The sequence below is a fragment of the Actinomadura sp. 21ATH genome, from assembly GCF_041951345.1.
In the GTDB taxonomy this organism is placed as follows: Bacteria; Actinomycetota; Actinomycetes; order Streptosporangiales; family Streptosporangiaceae; genus Spirillospora.
In genome coordinates, this window is record NZ_JBGNUR010000002.1 from 317353 (window position 1) to 333631 (window position 16279).

The 16279-nt window shown below is 73.5% G+C and carries 15 protein-coding genes; 4 read left to right on the forward strand and 11 right to left on the reverse strand.

Annotated features, from left to right (window positions below):
* Nucleotides 1–42: 42 nt before the first annotated feature.
* The 6 genes from ACA361_RS08130 to ACA361_RS08155 all read right to left on the reverse strand — a co-directional run bounded on the left by ACA361_RS08130 (nt 43) and on the right by ACA361_RS08155 (nt 6245).
* Nucleotides 43–1020, reverse strand: a complete 978-nt coding sequence (locus ACA361_RS08130; RefSeq protein WP_375011194.1) for an MCE family protein — start codon at nt 1018–1020, stop codon at nt 43–45.
* Entirely contained in the window at nt 1017–2069 is a 1053-nt protein-coding gene (locus ACA361_RS08135) for an MCE family protein (protein WP_375011195.1), read from the reverse strand. The genes ACA361_RS08130 and ACA361_RS08135 overlap by 4 nt, the downstream gene beginning before the upstream one ends.
* On the reverse strand, nt 2066–3364 hold the full coding sequence (locus ACA361_RS08140; RefSeq protein ID WP_375011196.1) for an MCE family protein: 1299 nt from the start codon (nt 3362–3364) through the stop codon (nt 2066–2068). Before ACA361_RS08140 ends, ACA361_RS08135 begins: the two co-directional genes overlap by 4 nt.
* A 5-nt stretch (nt 3365–3369) precedes the next feature.
* On the reverse strand, nt 3370–4176 hold the full coding sequence (locus ACA361_RS08145) for an MlaE family ABC transporter permease (protein WP_375011988.1): 807 nt from the start codon (nt 4174–4176) through the stop codon (nt 3370–3372).
* Between the two features lie 8 nt (nt 4177–4184).
* On the reverse strand, nt 4185–4967 hold the full coding sequence (locus ACA361_RS08150) for an MlaE family ABC transporter permease (RefSeq protein WP_375011197.1): 783 nt from the start codon (nt 4965–4967) through the stop codon (nt 4185–4187).
* A gap of 108 nt (nt 4968–5075) precedes the next feature.
* On the reverse strand, nt 5076–6245 hold the full coding sequence (locus ACA361_RS08155; protein ID WP_375011198.1) for an MCE family protein: 1170 nt from the start codon (nt 6243–6245) through the stop codon (nt 5076–5078).
* A gap of 240 nt (nt 6246–6485) precedes the next feature.
* Between ACA361_RS08155 and ACA361_RS08160 the strand changes: the two genes are divergently transcribed.
* Nucleotides 6486–7130 carry a hypothetical protein gene (locus ACA361_RS08160; protein WP_375011199.1) on the forward strand — a complete coding sequence of 215 codons (645 nt, stop codon included), beginning with the start codon at nt 6486–6488 and terminating at the stop codon, nt 7128–7130.
* A 27-nt stretch (nt 7131–7157) separates the two neighbouring features.
* Here ACA361_RS08160 and ACA361_RS08165 read toward each other — a convergent pair whose 3' ends face one another.
* The 3 genes from ACA361_RS08165 to ACA361_RS08175 form a co-directional block, all read right to left on the reverse strand.
* The gene (locus tag ACA361_RS08165; RefSeq protein WP_375011200.1) at nt 7158–7589 is read right to left on the reverse strand and encodes a hypothetical protein; all 432 of its coding nucleotides are present in this window, start codon (nt 7587–7589) and stop codon (nt 7158–7160) included.
* A 197-nt stretch (nt 7590–7786) separates the two neighbouring features.
* Nucleotides 7787–10414: a M14 family zinc carboxypeptidase gene (locus ACA361_RS08170; protein WP_375011201.1), complete on the reverse strand. Its 2628-nt coding sequence runs from the start codon at nt 10412–10414 to the stop codon at nt 7787–7789.
* A gap of 209 nt (nt 10415–10623) precedes the next feature.
* Nucleotides 10624–11772 (reverse strand): NDMA-dependent alcohol dehydrogenase, encoded by a 1149-nt coding sequence (locus ACA361_RS08175; RefSeq protein ID WP_375011202.1) that lies wholly within the window; start codon nt 11770–11772, stop codon nt 10624–10626.
* 279 nt (nt 11773–12051) lie between these two features.
* Between ACA361_RS08175 and ACA361_RS08180 the strand changes: the two genes are divergently transcribed.
* The 3 genes from ACA361_RS08180 (at nt 12052) to ACA361_RS08190 (ending at nt 14848) form a co-directional block, all read left to right on the forward strand.
* Nucleotides 12052–12435 carry a hypothetical protein gene (locus ACA361_RS08180; protein WP_375011203.1) on the forward strand — a complete coding sequence of 128 codons (384 nt, stop codon included), beginning with the start codon at nt 12052–12054 and terminating at the stop codon, nt 12433–12435.
* 37 nt (nt 12436–12472) lie between these two features.
* Nucleotides 12473–13282 (forward strand): IclR family transcriptional regulator, encoded by an 810-nt coding sequence (locus ACA361_RS08185; RefSeq protein WP_375011204.1) that lies wholly within the window; start codon nt 12473–12475, stop codon nt 13280–13282.
* Nucleotides 13283–13387: 105 nt separating this feature from the next.
* On the forward strand, nt 13388–14848 hold the full coding sequence (locus ACA361_RS08190) for a benzaldehyde dehydrogenase (RefSeq protein ID WP_375011205.1): 1461 nt from the start codon (nt 13388–13390) through the stop codon (nt 14846–14848).
* A 22-nt stretch (nt 14849–14870) separates the two neighbouring features.
* On the opposite strand, the gene ACA361_RS08195 is transcribed toward ACA361_RS08190, so the two are convergent.
* Together ACA361_RS08195 and ACA361_RS08200 are read right to left on the reverse strand one after the other, a co-directional pair.
* Nucleotides 14871–15098: a hypothetical protein gene (locus ACA361_RS08195; protein WP_375011206.1), complete on the reverse strand. Its 228-nt coding sequence runs from the start codon at nt 15096–15098 to the stop codon at nt 14871–14873.
* A 73-nt stretch (nt 15099–15171) separates the two neighbouring features.
* Nucleotides 15172–16239 (reverse strand): S1C family serine protease, encoded by a 1068-nt coding sequence (locus tag ACA361_RS08200; RefSeq protein ID WP_375011207.1) that lies wholly within the window; start codon nt 16237–16239, stop codon nt 15172–15174.
* Nucleotides 16240–16279 lie beyond the last annotated feature (40 nt).

Here is a 16279-nt window from a genome sequence, read left to right on the forward strand (position 1 = left end):
CCTCACGCGGCTCCTCCCACGGGGCTCCTCACAGGCGGCTCCTCATCTCGGCGGCCCGACCCGGGGCGGGACCGGAACGATGTTCTGCAGGTAGGCGTCGATCCACCGCCCCGAACCGGTGACGTCGGTGAGCTGCCGCGCCACCGGCCCGTACAGCCGCGCGGCCCGTTCCAGGCCGTCGCGGTGGCGGCGCAGGACGCCGACGACGGTGCGCAGGTGCCGCAGCGCCGGGCCGATGTGCCGCTCGTTGTCGGCGACGAGGCCCTCGATCTGCCGGGCGAGCCGCGCGGTGCCGGTCAGCACCTGGTGGATCACCTCGCGCCGCCGGTGCAGCTCGCGCAGGAACGTCCCGGCGTCGGCCGCCAGCGCGGCGATGTCCGCCCGCCGGTCGGCGAGCAGCCGGCTGACGTCGCGGGCGTGCGCCAGCATCCGGGTCAGCTCGCGGTCGCGGGAGGCGATCGTTCCGGACAGCCGGCGCAGCCCGGACAGCGCCGAGCGGATCTCCTCGGGCGAGTTCTCGAACGTGCCGGACAGCGCGTCGAACGCGGCGGCCAGCCGGCGCGCGTCGATCTGCCCGAGGTCGGTGGCGAGCCCGCCCACCGCCGGGACGATCTCGTACGGCACCGACGTCCGGGACAGCGGGATCTGCCGGCCGGGCGGCCAGCGGCCGGGGCCGCCGGGGACCAGCGCCACGTAGTGGGTGCCGAGCAGCGTCTTGAGCTTGATCTCCGCGCGGGTGCGGGTCCCGAACGCGACGCCGCGGTCGACGCGGAAGTCGACCCGGACGTGGTCGCCTTCCAGGCGGACGCCGGTGACGGTGCCGGCCTTCACCCCGGCGATCCGGACCTCTTCCTTGGGGCGCAGCCCGGAGGCCTCCGCGAACGCCGCGGAGTAGGTGCGGCCGCCGCCGATGAACGGGAGCCGCTGGGCGTTGAGGCCGACCAGCAGCGCCAGCGCGATCGCCGCCGCGCCGATGATCCCGGCGCGGACGGGCCGGGGCCGCAGGGCCGCCCGGCTCACGGCGCGCACCTCGCGGCGCCGTTGCCGACCTCGGGGCTCTTGAGGGCGAGACCGGCGGGCCCGGCGGCCCGCACGTCCAGCCCGCACAGGTAGCCGTTGATCCAGGAGCCGTAGCCGGTCGAGCGGGCCAGCAGGTTCAGCCGGCCGGGCAGGCGGCGCAGCGTCGCGTCGAGCAGCTCGCGGTCGGCGGCCAGCGTCCGCGACACCCGGGCGAGCCCGGCGATGTCGTCGCGCAGCGCGGGCCTGGCCTCCTCCAGCAGTCCGGCGGCGGCGCCGGTGAGCTCGCCCATGGCCGCCAGCGACTCGCCGATCGCGTGCCGGTCCCCGGCCAGCCCGGAGGCGAGGTCGCGGAGCCGCACGATCAGCTCCGAGAGCCGGTCGCCGTGCCGGTCGAGCGTGGCCAGCACGGTGGTCACGTTGCCGACGACGCGGCCGATGACGGCGTCGCGGTCGGCGAGCGTCCCGGTGAGCGACCCGATGCGGGCGAGCAGCGAGGTCACCGTGCCGCCCTCGCCCTGGAGCACCTGGACGATCTCGCCGGCGAGCCGGTTGACGTCCGCGGGCTCCAACGCCCGCAGCAGCGGCCGGAACCCGTTGAACAGGGCGGTGAGGTCGAGGGCGGGCTCGGTGCGCGTGACGGGGATGGTCCCGCCGGCGGGCAGCCGCCCCTGCCCGGGCCCGCCCGGGGCGGCCGGCCGCGCCTCGGCGAGGGACACGTAGCGCTGGCCGAGGAGGTTGCGGTAGCGGACGGCCGCGCGGACCCCCGCTGGGAGCGGGCGGGTGCGGTCGACCTCCAGCGTCACCAGCGCCCGCTCGCCGCGGTGGACGCGCAGGCCGGCCACCTGGCCGACGCGCACGCCCGCGACGCGCACCTCGTCGCCCTTCACCAGACCTGTGACGTCGGTGAACACCGCGTGGTAGCGGTAGGTGGCGGTGAACCGCGCGCCGGACATGGTGAACGCCAGGAGCACGGTCGCCGTGCTGGTCACCGCGACGAAGACCGCGAGCTTGAGCGCGGCGGAGAACGTCCGGCGGGCGTCGTCGTTCATCGGACCGTCACCACCGTTCCGCGGGCGAGCGGGCCGAAGAGCAGTTCGGCGATGTCGGGGACCTGCTCGGAGGGGACGCCGAGCGCCGGGGCCAGGGCGCCGCGCAGCAGCCGCCCGTCTGGCCAGGGCGAGTCCGGCGCGCCGCGGGCGCCCGGCTGGACGCCGTCGAGGACGCGGTGGTGCGGGAACGGGTCGGCGGGCCGCGGCAGGCCGTAGCAGCGCGGACCGCGGCGGTCGTCGTAGCGCGGCTCGTCCCTGCCCTTCTCGTACGCGGGCCGCGGCCGCACGAGCTCGACCGTCGCGCGGACGCCGGGCTGCGCGCCGCCGATCGCGTCGTCCAGCCGGGGCTTCAGGGCGACCAGCCCCTGGACGACGCAGGGGAACGTCGGGGAGTAGCGGGCCAGCAGGGCCAGCGGGCGGCGCCCGGCGATGTTGACGCCGGCGATGTGGTCCTCGTCGCGGTCGAGCAGGCCGCGCACCGAGCCGGCGGCGCCGGTGGCCTCGCGCAGCATGGTGGCGAGGGTGGTCCGCTCGGCGACGACCGCGCGGGCCACCGGGGTCAGGTCGCGCAGCAGCCGCGCGAGGTCGGGGGCCGCGTCGCCGTAGACGTCCGCCGTGCGGCCCAGGGCCTCGATGTCGTGCAGCAGGTCGGGGACGAGCGGGCGGAGCCTGCGCAGGTAGGCGTCCGCGCCCTCGATCGTGCGCCCGAGCCGCTCGCCGCGGCCGCGCAGCGCGGTGGCCAGCGCGTTCAGCGTGGCGTTCACCTTGTCGGGACGGAGCGTGCGCAGGACGGGCATGAGATCGTCCAGGACCCGGGTGAGCTCCACGGCGGTGGCCGAGCGGTCCTGGCCGATCACGTCGCCGTCCCGGAGCGGGCGGTGCACCGGGCGGCCGAGGGCGCCGGCCGGCGGCACGAGGTCCACGTACTTCTCGCCCAGCAGCGTCTTGGGGAGCAGCCGCGCCGACACGTCGCCGGGGACGAGCGGCGTCCGCGCCGGGTCGAGCGCCAGGTCGAGCGCGGCGCCGCCGGGCCGGGCGCGGATGGACCGCACCTCGCCGACGATCAGGCCGCGCAGCTTGACGTCCGAGCGCGGCAGCAGCTGCATGCCGGCCCGGTCGGCCAGCAGCGTGACCCGGGTGACGGGGGTGAACGCCTTGTTGTAGATCGCCACCACCAGCACGACCGAGGCGGCGAGCGCGGCGATGGCGGCCAGCCCGTACGAGCCGTACCGCAGCCGCTCCCCCGCCGTCGCCTCGTCCCGGTTCGGTCCGCCCGCGCCGCCTGCGCCGTTCATCCGGGTCACCCCGCGATCCGGACGGTCGTGGTGGAGCCCCAGATCGCGGTGCTGAGCATCAGGTCGCAGACGATGACGGCGACCAGGCCGGAGCGCACCGCCCGCCCCACCGCCAGGCCGACCCCGGCCGGGCCGCCGCGCGCGTGGTAGCCGTGGTAGCAGTGGATCATGATGATGATCACCGCGAACACCACCGTCTTGCCGAACGACCACAGCACGTCCCCGCGCAGCAGGAACAGCTTGAAGTAGTGGTCGTAGGTGCCGGTCGACTGCCCGAACAGCACGGTCACGATGAGGCGGGTCGACACGAACGAGGCCAGCAGCCCGGCCAGGTAGAGCGGCACGATCGCCAGCACGCCCGCCAGCACCCGGGTGGTCACCAGGAACGGCAGCGCCGGGACCGCCATCACCTCCAGCGCGTCGATCTCCTCGCTGATCCGCATGGCGCCGAGCTGGGCGGTGAAGCCGCAGCCGACGGTGGCCGACAGCGCGATCGCCGAGATGATCGGCGCGACCTCGCGGGTGTTGAAGTAGGCGGCGACGAACCCGGTCAGCGCGGCGGCGCCGATCTGGTCGAGCGCGTTGAAACCCTGGAGGCCGACCTCGGTGCCGCTGAAGAACGTGAGGAACGAGACGATCACCACGCTGCCGCCGATGACCGCCAGGCCGCCGGTGCCCAGGCTGATCTCGGCCAGCGACCGGGCCACCTCGGTCCGGTAGCGCAGCGCGACCCGCCACGACCAGCCGAGGACCCGCGTGTGGAAGGCGAGCCGGCGCCCGAGGTCGCACAGCCCGTCCACCGGACTCGACACTCCCATCGCTACATCCCCTTCTGCGGAACGACCTGGAAGTACAGGGCGCTCATCACGAAGTTCTCGACGAACAGCAGGACGAAGGTCAGGACCACGGTCTGGTTGACCGCGTCGCCCACGCCCTTGGGGCCGCCGCCCGCGGTCAGCCCCTTGTAGGAGGCGACCAGCCCGGCGGTCAGCCCGAACAGCAGCGCCTTGACCAGCGCCTGGTAGAGGTCGGGCAGCTGCGCAAGGCTGCCGAACGACGCCAGGTACGCGCCGGGCGAGCCGCCCTGGACCAGCACGTTGAACACGTAGCTGCCGAGGATGCCGACGACCGAGACGGTGCCGTTCAGGAAGACCGCGACGAAGGCCGTGCCGAGCACGCGCGGCACCACCAGCCGGTGCAGCGGGTCGATGCCCAGCGCCTCCAGCGCGTCGATCTCCTCCCGGATGGTGCGGGCGCCGAGATCTGCGCAGATCGCCGACCCGGCGGCCCCGGCCACCACCAGCGCGGTGATCATCGGCCCGCCCTCCCGGACGTTGGCGACCACCGCGGTGGTGCCGGTGTACGACTGCGCGCCGAACTGCCGGATCAGGTTGCCGACCTGGAGGGTCAGGATCGCGCCGATCGGGATCGACACCAGCGCGGTCGGCAGCACCGACACGCTCGCGACGAACCACGCCTGCTGCACGAACTCCCGCCACTGGAACGGCCGCCGGAACATCGCCCGGAACGTCGCGCCCGCGAACGCGAAGAACCGGCCGGGCCCGATGAGCAGCCCCTGCACGGTCCCGATCCCGGTCCCCATGCGCCTCCCTCCCGGGCAGGGGTCGCCCCGTGCCGTCGTGTGCCGTGCCGTCAAGTGCTCTGCGTCGTGTGCCGCCGGCCCGCGGCTCGCCGTCCCGGCGCCGGATCCTCAGCCCGGCTCCGGCGGGTAGGCGTCCGGAGGGGGCTCGACCATGGCGTAGTGGGAGCCGAGGGCGCCGCCGAGCGACGCGTCCACCGCCACCCCGTTCAGCACGGGGCCCAGCGCGTTGACCGGTTTCACCAGCGATTCGCACCGCTGGGGCGACGTGCGGGGCGAGTACGTCAGGGAGCAGAGCCAGCGGGCGAGGTCGTCGGCCTGGACGATGTCGGCCCGCCCGTGCAGCGTGCCGGAGACCGGGTCGTAGGACCGGTTGAGGTTGTCGGCGACGGCGGGCGCCTGCTCCAGGAACGTCTCCAGGGAGCGCCGCTGCCGGGCGAGCACTCCGGTGACCTCGGCGAGCTCCCCGACGTTCGCGCCGAGCTCGGCCTTGTTCGCGCGGACGAAGCCGGCGAGGTCGCGCAGGGCGACCGACAGGTGCCGCAGGGCGGCGCCCAGCTCTTCCTTCTCGCCCCGCAGTTCGGCGGAGACGAGGGCGAGATCGGCGGCGAAGTCGCCCACCTCGGTGTCGTGCTCGGCCAGCGTCCGGGTGACCGCGCCGAGATCGCGGATCGTCGCCATCGTGTTCCCCCGGTTGCCCGCCAGCACGTCGAGGGCGTCCGCGACCCGTTCGACGGTGGCGTGGACGTTCTCTCCCTGCCCGCCGAGAGTGCGCGCGCCCGTCCGCAGGAGCCGCGACAGCGAACCGCGCGCGTTGGCGCCGCCCGGCCCGAGGGCGCGGGCGAGCTCGTTGACGGCGCCGAGCGCGTCGTCCAGCTCGACCGGCACCGCCGTCCGCGACAGCGGCACCACCGCGCCGTCGCGCATCGCCGGGCCGCCGCGGTAGACGGGGGTGAACTGCACGTAGCGGTCGGCCACCATCGTCGGCGACACGATCACCGCCTGGGCGTCCGCCGGGATCGGGCGGCCCGCGTCGCGGAACAGGTCGACGCGCACCATCCGCCCCGCCGGCCGGACGCCGGTCACCTCACCGATCTTGATGCCGAGGACCCGGACGTCCGACCCGGGATAGAGCCCCGTCGCCCGGTCGAAGTAGACCGTGCTCCGGTGGCGCTGCCGTGCCTGCACGGTGGCGGCGACGGCGATGGCGGCGGCGAGGACGCCGGCCAGGAGCACGCACAGGCCGCCCAGGAGGATCCGGGTGTCGCGTAAGCGGTGCACGGCCACGCCCCTTCGGTCGGCCCGGCCGGCGGCGCGCCCGGGCAGGCACACAAGCTAGCGAGCACGCACCGTGAGACGTTATCTACTCAGCGTTACTATCGCCTTACCTTCCATGGAACCGGCGATCACCTTGGCGCGGGAATCCCGTCCATCACGGAGGTCACGGCATTACCTTCCGTTGCCATACGACTCCGCCGAGTCGCACAATGCAGGAACGTCTCCACGCGACCAGGAGGGCCGATGCCTTCGCTCCCCCGTTCCCTCCGCCCGGCGGCGATCCCCGTCGCGGCCGCCGCCTGCGTCCTCGCCGCGGGTACCGGCCCGGCGCACGCCGGCGCCGCGCGCACCGTGTCGGGCGAGTGCCCGAACCGGTCGCTGCTCGACGTGCTGTGCCCGGTGACCGATTACGTCGACGGCACGACGCGCGGCCTCACCGGCCGGCAGGATCCGCCCGCGAGCCCTCCGCGCCCGTCCCCGACCACCGAGAAGCCGCGGAGGCCGGCCTCGGCTCCCGAACGGCCCGGGCGGCCGGAGAGCGCGGTGCCGCCGAAGAAGAAGCCGCGTGCCGCGGAACGCCCGGCGGTGTCCCCGCACGGCGCCTCGCGGGTGCCCGCCGGTCTCCGGGCGCCCGGCCCGCGGCCGGATCCGCGGAACGGGGCGATCCCGGAGGACATGCCGGTGATGCCGTTCATCGCCCCGGACGGCCCGGTGACGCGCCTGCGGGCCGCGTCACCGGAACCGCTCGAAGGCGCCTTCTCCCCCGTCCCGGCCGCGGCGGCCGCGGGCCTCGCGGGCCTGGTCGGCGGGCTGCACCTGACGCTGCTGGGCCGCCAACGCGGTGGCGGCCCGTCCCTCCGGCCGCGCGGCCGGCACCGCGCCGGCTGACCGGGACGCGCCGGCCGGGGGCGCCGGTCAGCGGGCGGTCGTGCCGGCCGGCGGTGCGGTGAGCGCGTAGATGAGCAGCACGCACATGGCGATCGTCAGCACCGACCAGACCGGGAACGCCTGGAGGAACGCCAGGTGCCCGATCGCGGCCAGCGCGGCGAGCACGACGCCCGTCGCGCGGGCCCAGGTCTGGCCGGCCAGGATGCCGGCGCCGACGGCGAGCTGCACCAGCCCGACGATGAGCCAGATCCAGCCCCAGGCGGTGAAGTCGAACACCAGGATCTCGTTCGAGCCGACCAGGTAGTAGTCGTCGTTGAACAGCGCCACCAGGCCGTCGATGAAGTTGAAGGCGCCGATCACCAGGGCCAGCGTGCCGGCGAACGTCAGCCAGCCCGATGTGCGCGCCCGCCGGTGCGCGGAGGTGGCGGGGCCGGGCTCGTGGGCCATGTTTGACGTCATTGGCGAACCTCCAGCAAGTGGTGCGATCGACCGGAAGCTCCCCATACGGATACGGGCCGCAAACAGGGAGAAGCCGGTTTTGGAGGTGCCTTGGCGGAACGTACACCGCTCCTTGCCGGTGGCCTTGGACGCGGCGGCGGAAGACCCCGGTCACCGCGCGTGGTGACCGGGGTCGATGGACGGGCCGCCGGCGGAGGTCAGCGGGCGGCGGGCCGGGCCTTCCCGGAGGGGCCGTGGTAGATGGAGTTGATCACGATGGGCCAGGTCGCCCGGGGCCAGGACCGGAACGTGATCTCGCTGCCCGCGAGGGTGGCGCCGCCCTTGCCGACCTCGAAGGACACCACGTTGGCCAGCCCGTGCAGCGCGTCGGTGCCGTGCGCATACCCGCTGGCCAGCAGGTCGCCGCCACCGGGGTAGGCGGAGGCCACCGTGGCCTCGCCCGTGATCCGGTACGCGGCGTCGCGGTTGAACCAGACCGGCCACTCCTCGGGCATCCCCCACGCGGCCGGGACGTCCGGCTTGTAGGTGGCGCGCAGGAGGGCTCCGGGGGCGTTGAACTTCGCCGCGTCGGTGGGCGCCGCGTTCTCCACCGGCAGGTCGAGCAGCTGCCGCGCGGTCTCCGACCCGCTGCCGATCGCGACGAGGTTGCCGCCGCCGGAGACGAAGTCGCCCAGCGCCTCCCAGCCCTTCTCGCCGACGCCGCGCGCCCAGGCGAACTCGGGCGGGTTCTTGGCCGGGTCCAGGCCGTTGACGATGGTGTTCCGCGAGACGCCGTCGGCGAGGACGATCGTGTCGTACCGGCCGGCCAGGTCGGCGTAGTCGTCGGCGCCGACGACCTTGTAGTTCACGCCGTACTGGTCGAGCATCCAGGTCATCCAGCCGCCAGGCATGTTGTTCGCGCCTCGGATCAGGCCGACGCGGGTGCCCGGCTTGAGGCGGAAGGCGTCCACCTCGGGCAGCGCGTCGGAGCCGTACACCGGGATGCCGGTCGCGGCCGAGACCCGCTGGAGCGCCTGCCGCGCGGCGGGCGACGGCGGCACGACCACCGTGCCGGGCGCGAACGTCCGGCCCGCGGCCTCGAAGTCCTCGCCGGAGCGGAAGACCGGCACGTTCGCCTTCTGCAGCTGCGCAAGCACGTGCGCCACGCCGTACGACCCGGGCGCGACCAGGTACGCGCCGCGCGGCTCGGCCGGCATCCGCACCGGCTGCGGCACGACCTGCCGCACCCGCTGGAGGGACGCCGTGAACGCCTTCTCGACCGGCACCGCGTCCACGCCCAGCAGCAGCGCCGCGTTGTCGGTCGTCTCGCTGTACGGCATGATCAGCGGGCAGTCGGCGCACTTGCGCGCCGCCTTCTCCGGGTAGACGTCCTTCCGCAGGAGCTGGTGGATCCAGCGGCCCAGCGGCTGGCGGGTGCTCAGGACGTACGATCCGGCCGGGTGGCTCCTGCCGCCGGCCGTGAACGCCGCCCGCGCCTGGTCGATCTCCACGCGGCCGAACTCGAGGTTCCTGAGCAGCTCGTACACGGCGTACGGGTCGCGCTGCCCCGCCGGGATGACGTACGCCTCCGGCGTCCCCGGCTCCACGTCCGGCAGCCGGGTGCCGTTGCGGGTCACCTGGTAGAGGTTGTTGTACAGCCACGACTCGGGGTTCTTGGCGATGTTCTCGATGCCCGCGTACGCGGCCGTCTTGGCGTAGGCGACGATCTGCTCCAGCGTCCAGGTGTTCCCGTCGTACGGCTGGAGCATCCGGATCGTCTTGTTCTGCGAGCCGAGCGGCTTCCCGTCGGCGCTGGTGTACGGGTACGCCAGGTCCCTCGCGGAGGCGATCTCGGTCAGGAACAGCGAGGTCCCCAGGAACGTCGAGAAGCCCATGACGTCGGCGTTCCAGAAGATGCCGTACGCGTCGTCGGACCCGACGCCCTTCTTGCCCTCGGCGGTGAGCGCGCGGGCCGCGACCTGGCCCTGGGTGTTGGCCGACTGGAGGGTGATCGGGTCGACGCCGTTCCCGAGCGGCTCGTCGTACGGGGGCGTCCACAGCCGCGGCCCGCCCGTTCCGGCCTGGTGCATGTAGTGCCCGGCGACCGGCCGGTACGTCTGCTCCAGCCGGACGCGCGTGCGCGTCTCGCGCTGCGTGAACATGAACCAGTCGCGGTTGTTGTCGTGCCCGACGTACTTCTGGTACAGGTCCGGATAGACCCGGTTGTACGGGGTGCCGGCCGTCTTGTTGAAATGGTCGACCACCAGGTGCTGGCCGTCCGGGTTGCCCGACGGGATCACCAGCAGGACCGCGTTCTTCAGCACGGTGTCGGTGTACGCCGACCGCTCGGTCGCGAGCCGGTGCACGATGTCCACCAGCGCCTGCGTGTTGCCGACCTCGGTCGAGTGCAGGGTGCCCTCGATCAGGTAGACGGGCTTGCTGCGCTCCGACAGCCGCCGCGCCTCCTGCTCGGAGACGCCCGGCTCGGCGAGCCGCTGGTTGTCGCGGACGATCTGCCGGAGGTTCCGCAGGTTCCGCGGGTCGCTGATGAACATCGCCGGGTAGTCGTTGCCCAGCGTGGTCTTGTCCACCACCTGGTACTCGACCCGGTCGGACCGGTCGGCGACCAGCCGGAAGTACTCCTTGATCTTGTCGAAGCCGGCCAGCCGGCCGGTCGTTCCCATCGCGAAGCCGAAGTGGTTCGTGGGGGTGGGGATCGTCTTGCCCTGGGCTGTGCGCGTGACCGTACCGCCGGCGCCGATCGCGTCGGAGCGCAAGGGCGCGGCGACGAGGGCGGCGGAGGTCAGTACGGCGGCCAGCACGCGGGCGGTGCGCCGCGGCAGCATCCGGTCTCCAGTGGGTGCGGGGTGACACGGTGAGAGAGGGATGGGGAAGCAGGGACGGGAACCGCCGGCCGGTCGGCTGAGCCCAGCGTGAATCGTGTCGACCGAAAGGTCAATGTCTTGATCGTTAAAGGTTCTGCTGCTAAAGGATCTCCGCGGGCGGACATGCGGAGGCCGGGGCGGGTCGTCCCGCCCCGGCCCCCGGCACCGCGTCAGTACTTGATCATGCCGCGGATGTTCTTGCCGTCCCGCATGTCCTGGTAGCCCTTGTTCAGCTCCTCCAGGGTGTACGTGTTGGTCACCAGCTCGTCCAGCTTGAGCCTGCCCTCCTCGTAGAGGCGCAGCAGGCGCGGGATGTCGCGGCGCGGGTTGGCGTTGCCGAAGATGCAGCCGACCAGCTCCTTGCGCTGCATCGCCAGGTCGAACAGGTTGAGCTTCACGTCCTCCTGGAGCATCGGCGCGACCGCGGTCACGACACCGCGCCCGCCCTTGGCGACCATGCCCATCATCGGGCCGATCAGGTCGCCGGTGGCGACGCCGGTGGTGAGAATGACCTTGTCGGCGTTGGCGCCCCAGGTGAGCTCGCCGACCTTGGCCGCCGCCTCCTCGATCGACGCGGCGGTGTGGGTGGCGCCGAAGGTCTCCTCGGCCTTCTGCCGCTTCCACTCGACCGGGTCGACGGCGATCACGTGCCGGGCCCCGGCCATGGCCGCGCCCTGGACGGCGTTCATGCCGATGCCGCCGACGCCGATCACCACGACGGTCTCGCCGGGCTGGACGTCGGCCACGTTGACGGCCGAGCCCCATCCGGTGGTCACGCCGCAGCCGACGAGGGCGGCCTTGTCGAGCGGGATCCAGTCGTCGATCTTCACGCAGGTCGCCTCGTTGACGACCGTGTACGGCTCGAACGTTCCAGTGCAGCACATGATCCCGAGATCCTTGCCGCTCTTGGAGTGGTGCCGCGCGGTGAAGTCACCGATCTGGCGCCCCGCCAGCAGCACCGCGCCCAGGTCGCAGATGTGCTGGCGGCCCCGGGCGCAGGACGGGCAGCGGCCGCAGGCCGGGATGAACGACAGGACGACGTGGTCGCCCTCCTGCAGCGTCGTGACGCCGGGGCCGACCTCGACCACCTCCCCGGCCCCCTCGTGCCCGCCGATGACCGGGAACTGCTCCAGTCCCAGCAGAGCGGCGGTCTCGGGATCGAGGACCATGTCCCCGGTGACCATGTGCTCGTCGGAGTGGCACAGGCCGGACGCCGCGAGCTTGATCTTGACCTCGCCCGCCTTGGGATCGTCGAGCTCGATGTCCTCGATGCTCCAGTCGCTGTGAGGTTCCCACAGGATCCCCGCTCGAATCTGCACTGGCGCCCCCTCGGGCTTGGCCGCCGTTCACTGCGCACCGAAGCGGCGCGGCTCACGACGGACATTATCAATTTTCCCCTTTCTTACTAGAACTTCATTCGGGATTCCATAGCTCGGGCCCGTCCATCGCCTGCGTCTTCGCGGCGGGCTAGGATCCGTGGCGATGGAAGCGGCGATCCTGTTCGGGGCGTTGCTGGACGGTTCGTTCGAGCAGATCGCGGACGCGGCCGCGGACGGCCGCCGCTTCGACCGGCCGACCATTCAGACCGTGTCCGATGTGTGGGACAACAACCGCTGCCCGACGGCACGCGGGAATGGGTGGCGAGGCTCCTGGCGACGCTGGAAGAGCCCCCGCCTCCGAAACCCGCCACCAAGCGAGGCCCGCCCGCGCGGGCCGAACTCCGGCTGGCCGTCTACAGCGCCGCGAACCCGGGACACGAGGCCGCCGCCCTCGTGAATCTCGCCGTTCCGCGGAGCCGGGAGGACGCTCCCTGGGCGATGCGGGCGCTGCGGATCAGCGACCTCGACCGGTTCCATCTGGACGGCGCGGCCTTCCGCGGCCCGACCCCGCTCCAGGTGACAGGCGACCCCCCGACGGCCGACTCCGTCAGCCTGGACGGTGGCTCGTTCACCGCGTCCGGCGGCCGGAGCACGCGAGCCTGAGGTTCGAGTATTCGGATCGGGCTTGTTACGGTGGGTCATGAGCACTCCCCCCACGCCACCGGCGTTCTCGCAGTCGCTGGAACGCGGGCTCGCGGTCCTGTCTGCGTTCAGCGCGACCGGCCCGGTCCTGGGCATCGCGGACATCTCGCGTGCGGTCGGTCTCACCCGCAGCACCACCCACCGGTACGTGTCGACGCTGGCCCGGCTGGGGTTCGTCCGGCAGGATCCCCGGACCCGCAAGTACTCGCTGGGACCGCGGGTGATCGATCTCGGCTTCGCGGCGCTGAGCTCGATGGAGATGACGCGGGTGGCGGCCGACCATCTGCAGGCGCTGGCGGACGAGACGGGGTACGCGGCGAGCATGGCCGTGCTGGACGGGCCCGACATCGTGTACGTCGAGCGGCGCCGCAGCCGCCGGCCCGGCGGGCTCGGGGTGGACCTGAACCTGCACGTCGGGTCGCGGCTGCCGGCGTACTGCACCTCGATGGGCAAGATGCTGCTGGCCCACCGGGAGCCGGCGGTGCTGCGCTGCCTGCTGGACCGGACCACGCTGGCGCGGCGCGGCCCGAACACCATCACCGGCCGGGAGCGGCTGATCGGCGCGCTGGCCGGGGTGCGGGCGGCCGGGATCGCGGTGAACGACGAGGAGCTGGCGCCGGGGCTGCGGTCGATCGCCGCGCCGGTCCGCGACCGGTCCGGGACGGTCGTCGCGGCGATCAACGTGGCGGTGCACCTGACCACCTGGACGGCGCCGGCCGAGACGCTCACGGGCCGGATCGAGGGGCCGCTGCGCCGTACCGCCGCGGAGATCTCCGCCCGGCTCGGCCACCATCCGGATCCGGCCTGATCGCGCTGCCGGAAAGAAGTGTTCGAGTGGCTCGAACGGCGCGTTGATCCCCCGGCGGGGGGCGCTCTAGATTCGGCGCACCCGGGCGAGGGAAAGGACTCCGAGGTGTTCCTCGACGCGACGCAGTGGACGGACCGGATCTTCATCGGCGGGACGTGGCGGCCGGGTTCCGGCGGCGGCATCGAGGTGGTCGAGCCGGCGACCGGCGGATCGCTCGGCCGGATCGGCGCCGCCGACTCCGAGGACGTGGCGCGGGCGGCCGAGAGCGCCGCCGCCGCGCAGCGCGAGTGGGCCGCGCGGCCGCATCCGGAGCGGGCCGCGGTGCTGCGCCGGGCCGCGCGGCTGTGGGGCGAGCACGCCGACGAGATCTCCTGGTGGAACGTCCGCGAGGTCGGCGCCGTCCCCGGCATGGCCGGGTTCGCGCTGCACGTCGCCGAGCAGGAGTGCCACGAGGCGGCGGCGCTGCCCGGCCGCCCGTACGGGGAGCTGCTGCCCAGCGAGGAGCCGCGGCTGTCGATGGCCACCCGGGTCCCGGCCGGGGTGGTGGGGGTGATCGCGCCGTTCAACGTGCCGATCATCCTGGCGATCCGGTCGGTGGCGCCCGCGCTGGCGCTGGGCAACGCGGTGATCCTCAAGCCCGATCCGCGCACGGCCGTCACCGGCGGCGCGGTGCTCGCCCGCGTCTTCGAGGAGGCGGGCCTGCCGCCGGGCGTGCTGCAGGTGCTGCCCGGCGGGGCGGAGGCGGGCGCGGCGCTGGTGACGCACCCGCTGGTCCGGGTGATCTCGTTCACCGGGTCGACCGAGGCCGGCCGGAAGGTGGGCGAGCTGGCCGGGCGCCACCTCAAGCGTGCGCACCTGGAGCTGGGCGGCAACTCGGCGCTGATCGTGCTGGACGACGCCGACCTGGACGCCGCGGTCAACCTCGCCGCCTGGGGCAGCTTCTTCCACCAGGGGCAGATCTGCATGACCACCGGGCGGCACCTCGTCCACCGGCGGCTGTACGACGAGTTCGTGGAACGGCTGGCGGCGAAGGCGGGCAAGCTGCCGGTCGGCGACCCGGCCACCGCCGAGGTCGCGCTCGGCCCGGTGATCGACGCCGGTCAGCGGGACAGGATCCACGCGATCGTCGAGGAGAGCACCCGGCAGGGCGCGACGCTGGCGGCGGGCGGCGGCTTCGAGGGCCTGTTCTACTCCCCCACCGTGCTGGCGGAGGTGACGCCGCGGACCCCGGCGTTCGCCCGCGAGATCTTCGGGCCGGTCGCGCCGGTGGCCCGGTTCGGCGACGCCGACGAGGCGGCGGAGCTGGCGATGGCCAGCGAGTACGGGCTGTCGCTGGGCATCGTGACCCGCGACGCGATGAAGGGCCTGGCGCTGGCGCGGCGGATCCCCACCGGGATCGTCCACATCAACGACCAGACCGTCAACGACGAGGCGAACTCGCCGTTCGGCGGTGTGGGCGCGTCGGGGACGGGCTCCCGGTTCGGCGGTGCCGCGGCCAACGTCGAGGCGTTCACCGAGACCCGCTGGATCACCATGCGCGGCCAGGCCCCCACCTACCCGTTCTGACCGGTCTTCCCGGCGGCGCGGGTCAGCCGAGGCGCTTGCGCAGCAGCTGCTTGCCCTGCTCGGCGCCCTTGTGGCTCTCGCCCTGCGCCTTGCGGAAGAACTCGGCCAGCTCGGTGTCGCCGTCGCGCTCGGCGTCCTTGATGTAGGTCTCCAGCCGGAGCGTGTTGCTCAGGCATGCCTCCACGAACCAGATGATGTTGTAGTCCTTGTCCTTGGTGCCGGTCACCTGACCGGTCTCCTGCGTGCCCACGGGTCCTCCTCGTGGTTCGGGTACGGCGTTTCCGGGCGCCTACCCCTGGATCGCGCGATGAATCCGCGCGGGCTCAGCCGGCGTCCGGAAGTTCCCCGAGGGTCACGTCCACCTCCTTCTTGGAGCCGTCCGGGCTCTGGGTCCGGACCTTCACCGTGTCGCCGGGCTTGAGTTCGGCGAGCACCGTGGACAGCGCGGTCTGGCTGGGCGTCGCGGTGCCGTTCACCGACAGGATCAGGTCGCCCTCCCGGATCCCGGCCTTGGCCGCGCCGCCGCCCCGCGTGACCTCGGCCACCGCCACCGCGGACTCCCGGCCGCTCTGCGGATCGATGATCGTCCGTACGACGACGCCGAGCGCGGCCCGGCCGGACTGCGTGACCTCGCCGTTCTCGATGAGCTGCGGGACGATCCGCTTCACCGTGTTGCTCGGGGTGGCGAAGCCGATGCCGGTGGCCGCGCCGCCCATGCCCGGGTCGGAGGCGGCCGCGGTGGGGATGCCGACCACCTTGCCGGACAGGGTGACCAGCGCGCCGCCGCTGTTGCCGGGGTTGATGGGGGCGCTGGTCTGGATGGCCTCGGCGATCGTCGAGCCCGGGAACGCGCCCTGCCGCTGCGTCGACACCGTCCGGTTGAGCGCGGAGACGATGCCGTTGGTGACGCTGCCGGACAGGCCGAGCGGGTTGCCCATCGCCAGCACGATCTGCCCGACCCGCGCCTTGCCGGAGTCGTCGAACGCGGCCGCGCGCAGCTTCCCGCCCGGCACCTTGACCACGGCGAGGTCGTCGGCGGCGAAGGCGCCGACGAGGCTCGCCTTCAGCGGCGCGCCGCCGCTGGCCGCCGTCACCTCGATCTCCTCGGCCCCGGCGACGACGTGGGCGTTGGTGACGATGTGGCCGTTGCCGTCGTAGACGACGCCCGAGCCCTCCCCCTCGCCCGTGTCGATCTTGACGACGGACGGCAGCACGGCGTCGACGATCTCCTCGTACCGCTGCTGCAGCTCCGCCGCCGCCCCGCCGGCGGGCACCGGGGTCGACCGTCGCGCCGCCGGGGCCGCGTTCTCGGCGTCCCCGGCGCAGCCGCCGAGCAGCAGCGCGCCCGCCAGCGCCGCCGCGGCCGTCCTGACCTTCGCTTTCCTGTCCACGAGAGCACCTCCGGAACGGGTCCTTCCCGTTCATCGCGGA

Bases quoted from the DNA above. Each gene is read 5' to 3' on its own strand.
- ACA361_RS08160 (WP_375011199.1), top strand. From the start codon at position 6,486: ATGCCTTCGCTCCCCCGTTCCCTCCGCCCGGCGGCGATCCCCGTCGCG.
- ACA361_RS08185 (WP_375011204.1), top strand. From the start codon at position 12,473: ATGAGCACTCCCCCCACGCCACCGGCGTTCTCGCAGTCGCTGGAACGC.
- ACA361_RS08150 (WP_375011197.1), bottom strand. From the start codon at position 4,967: ATGGGGACCGGGATCGGGACCGTGCAGGGGCTGCTCATCGGGCCCGGC.
- ACA361_RS08135 (WP_375011195.1), bottom strand. From the start codon at position 2,069: ATGAACGACGACGCCCGCCGGACGTTCTCCGCCGCGCTCAAGCTCGCG.
- ACA361_RS08165 (WP_375011200.1), bottom strand. From the start codon at position 7,589: ATGACGTCAAACATGGCCCACGAGCCCGGCCCCGCCACCTCCGCGCAC.
- ACA361_RS08140 (WP_375011196.1), bottom strand. From the start codon at position 3,364: ATGAACGGCGCAGGCGGCGCGGGCGGACCGAACCGGGACGAGGCGACG.
- ACA361_RS08170 (WP_375011201.1), bottom strand. From the start codon at position 10,414: ATGCTGCCGCGGCGCACCGCCCGCGTGCTGGCCGCCGTACTGACCTCC.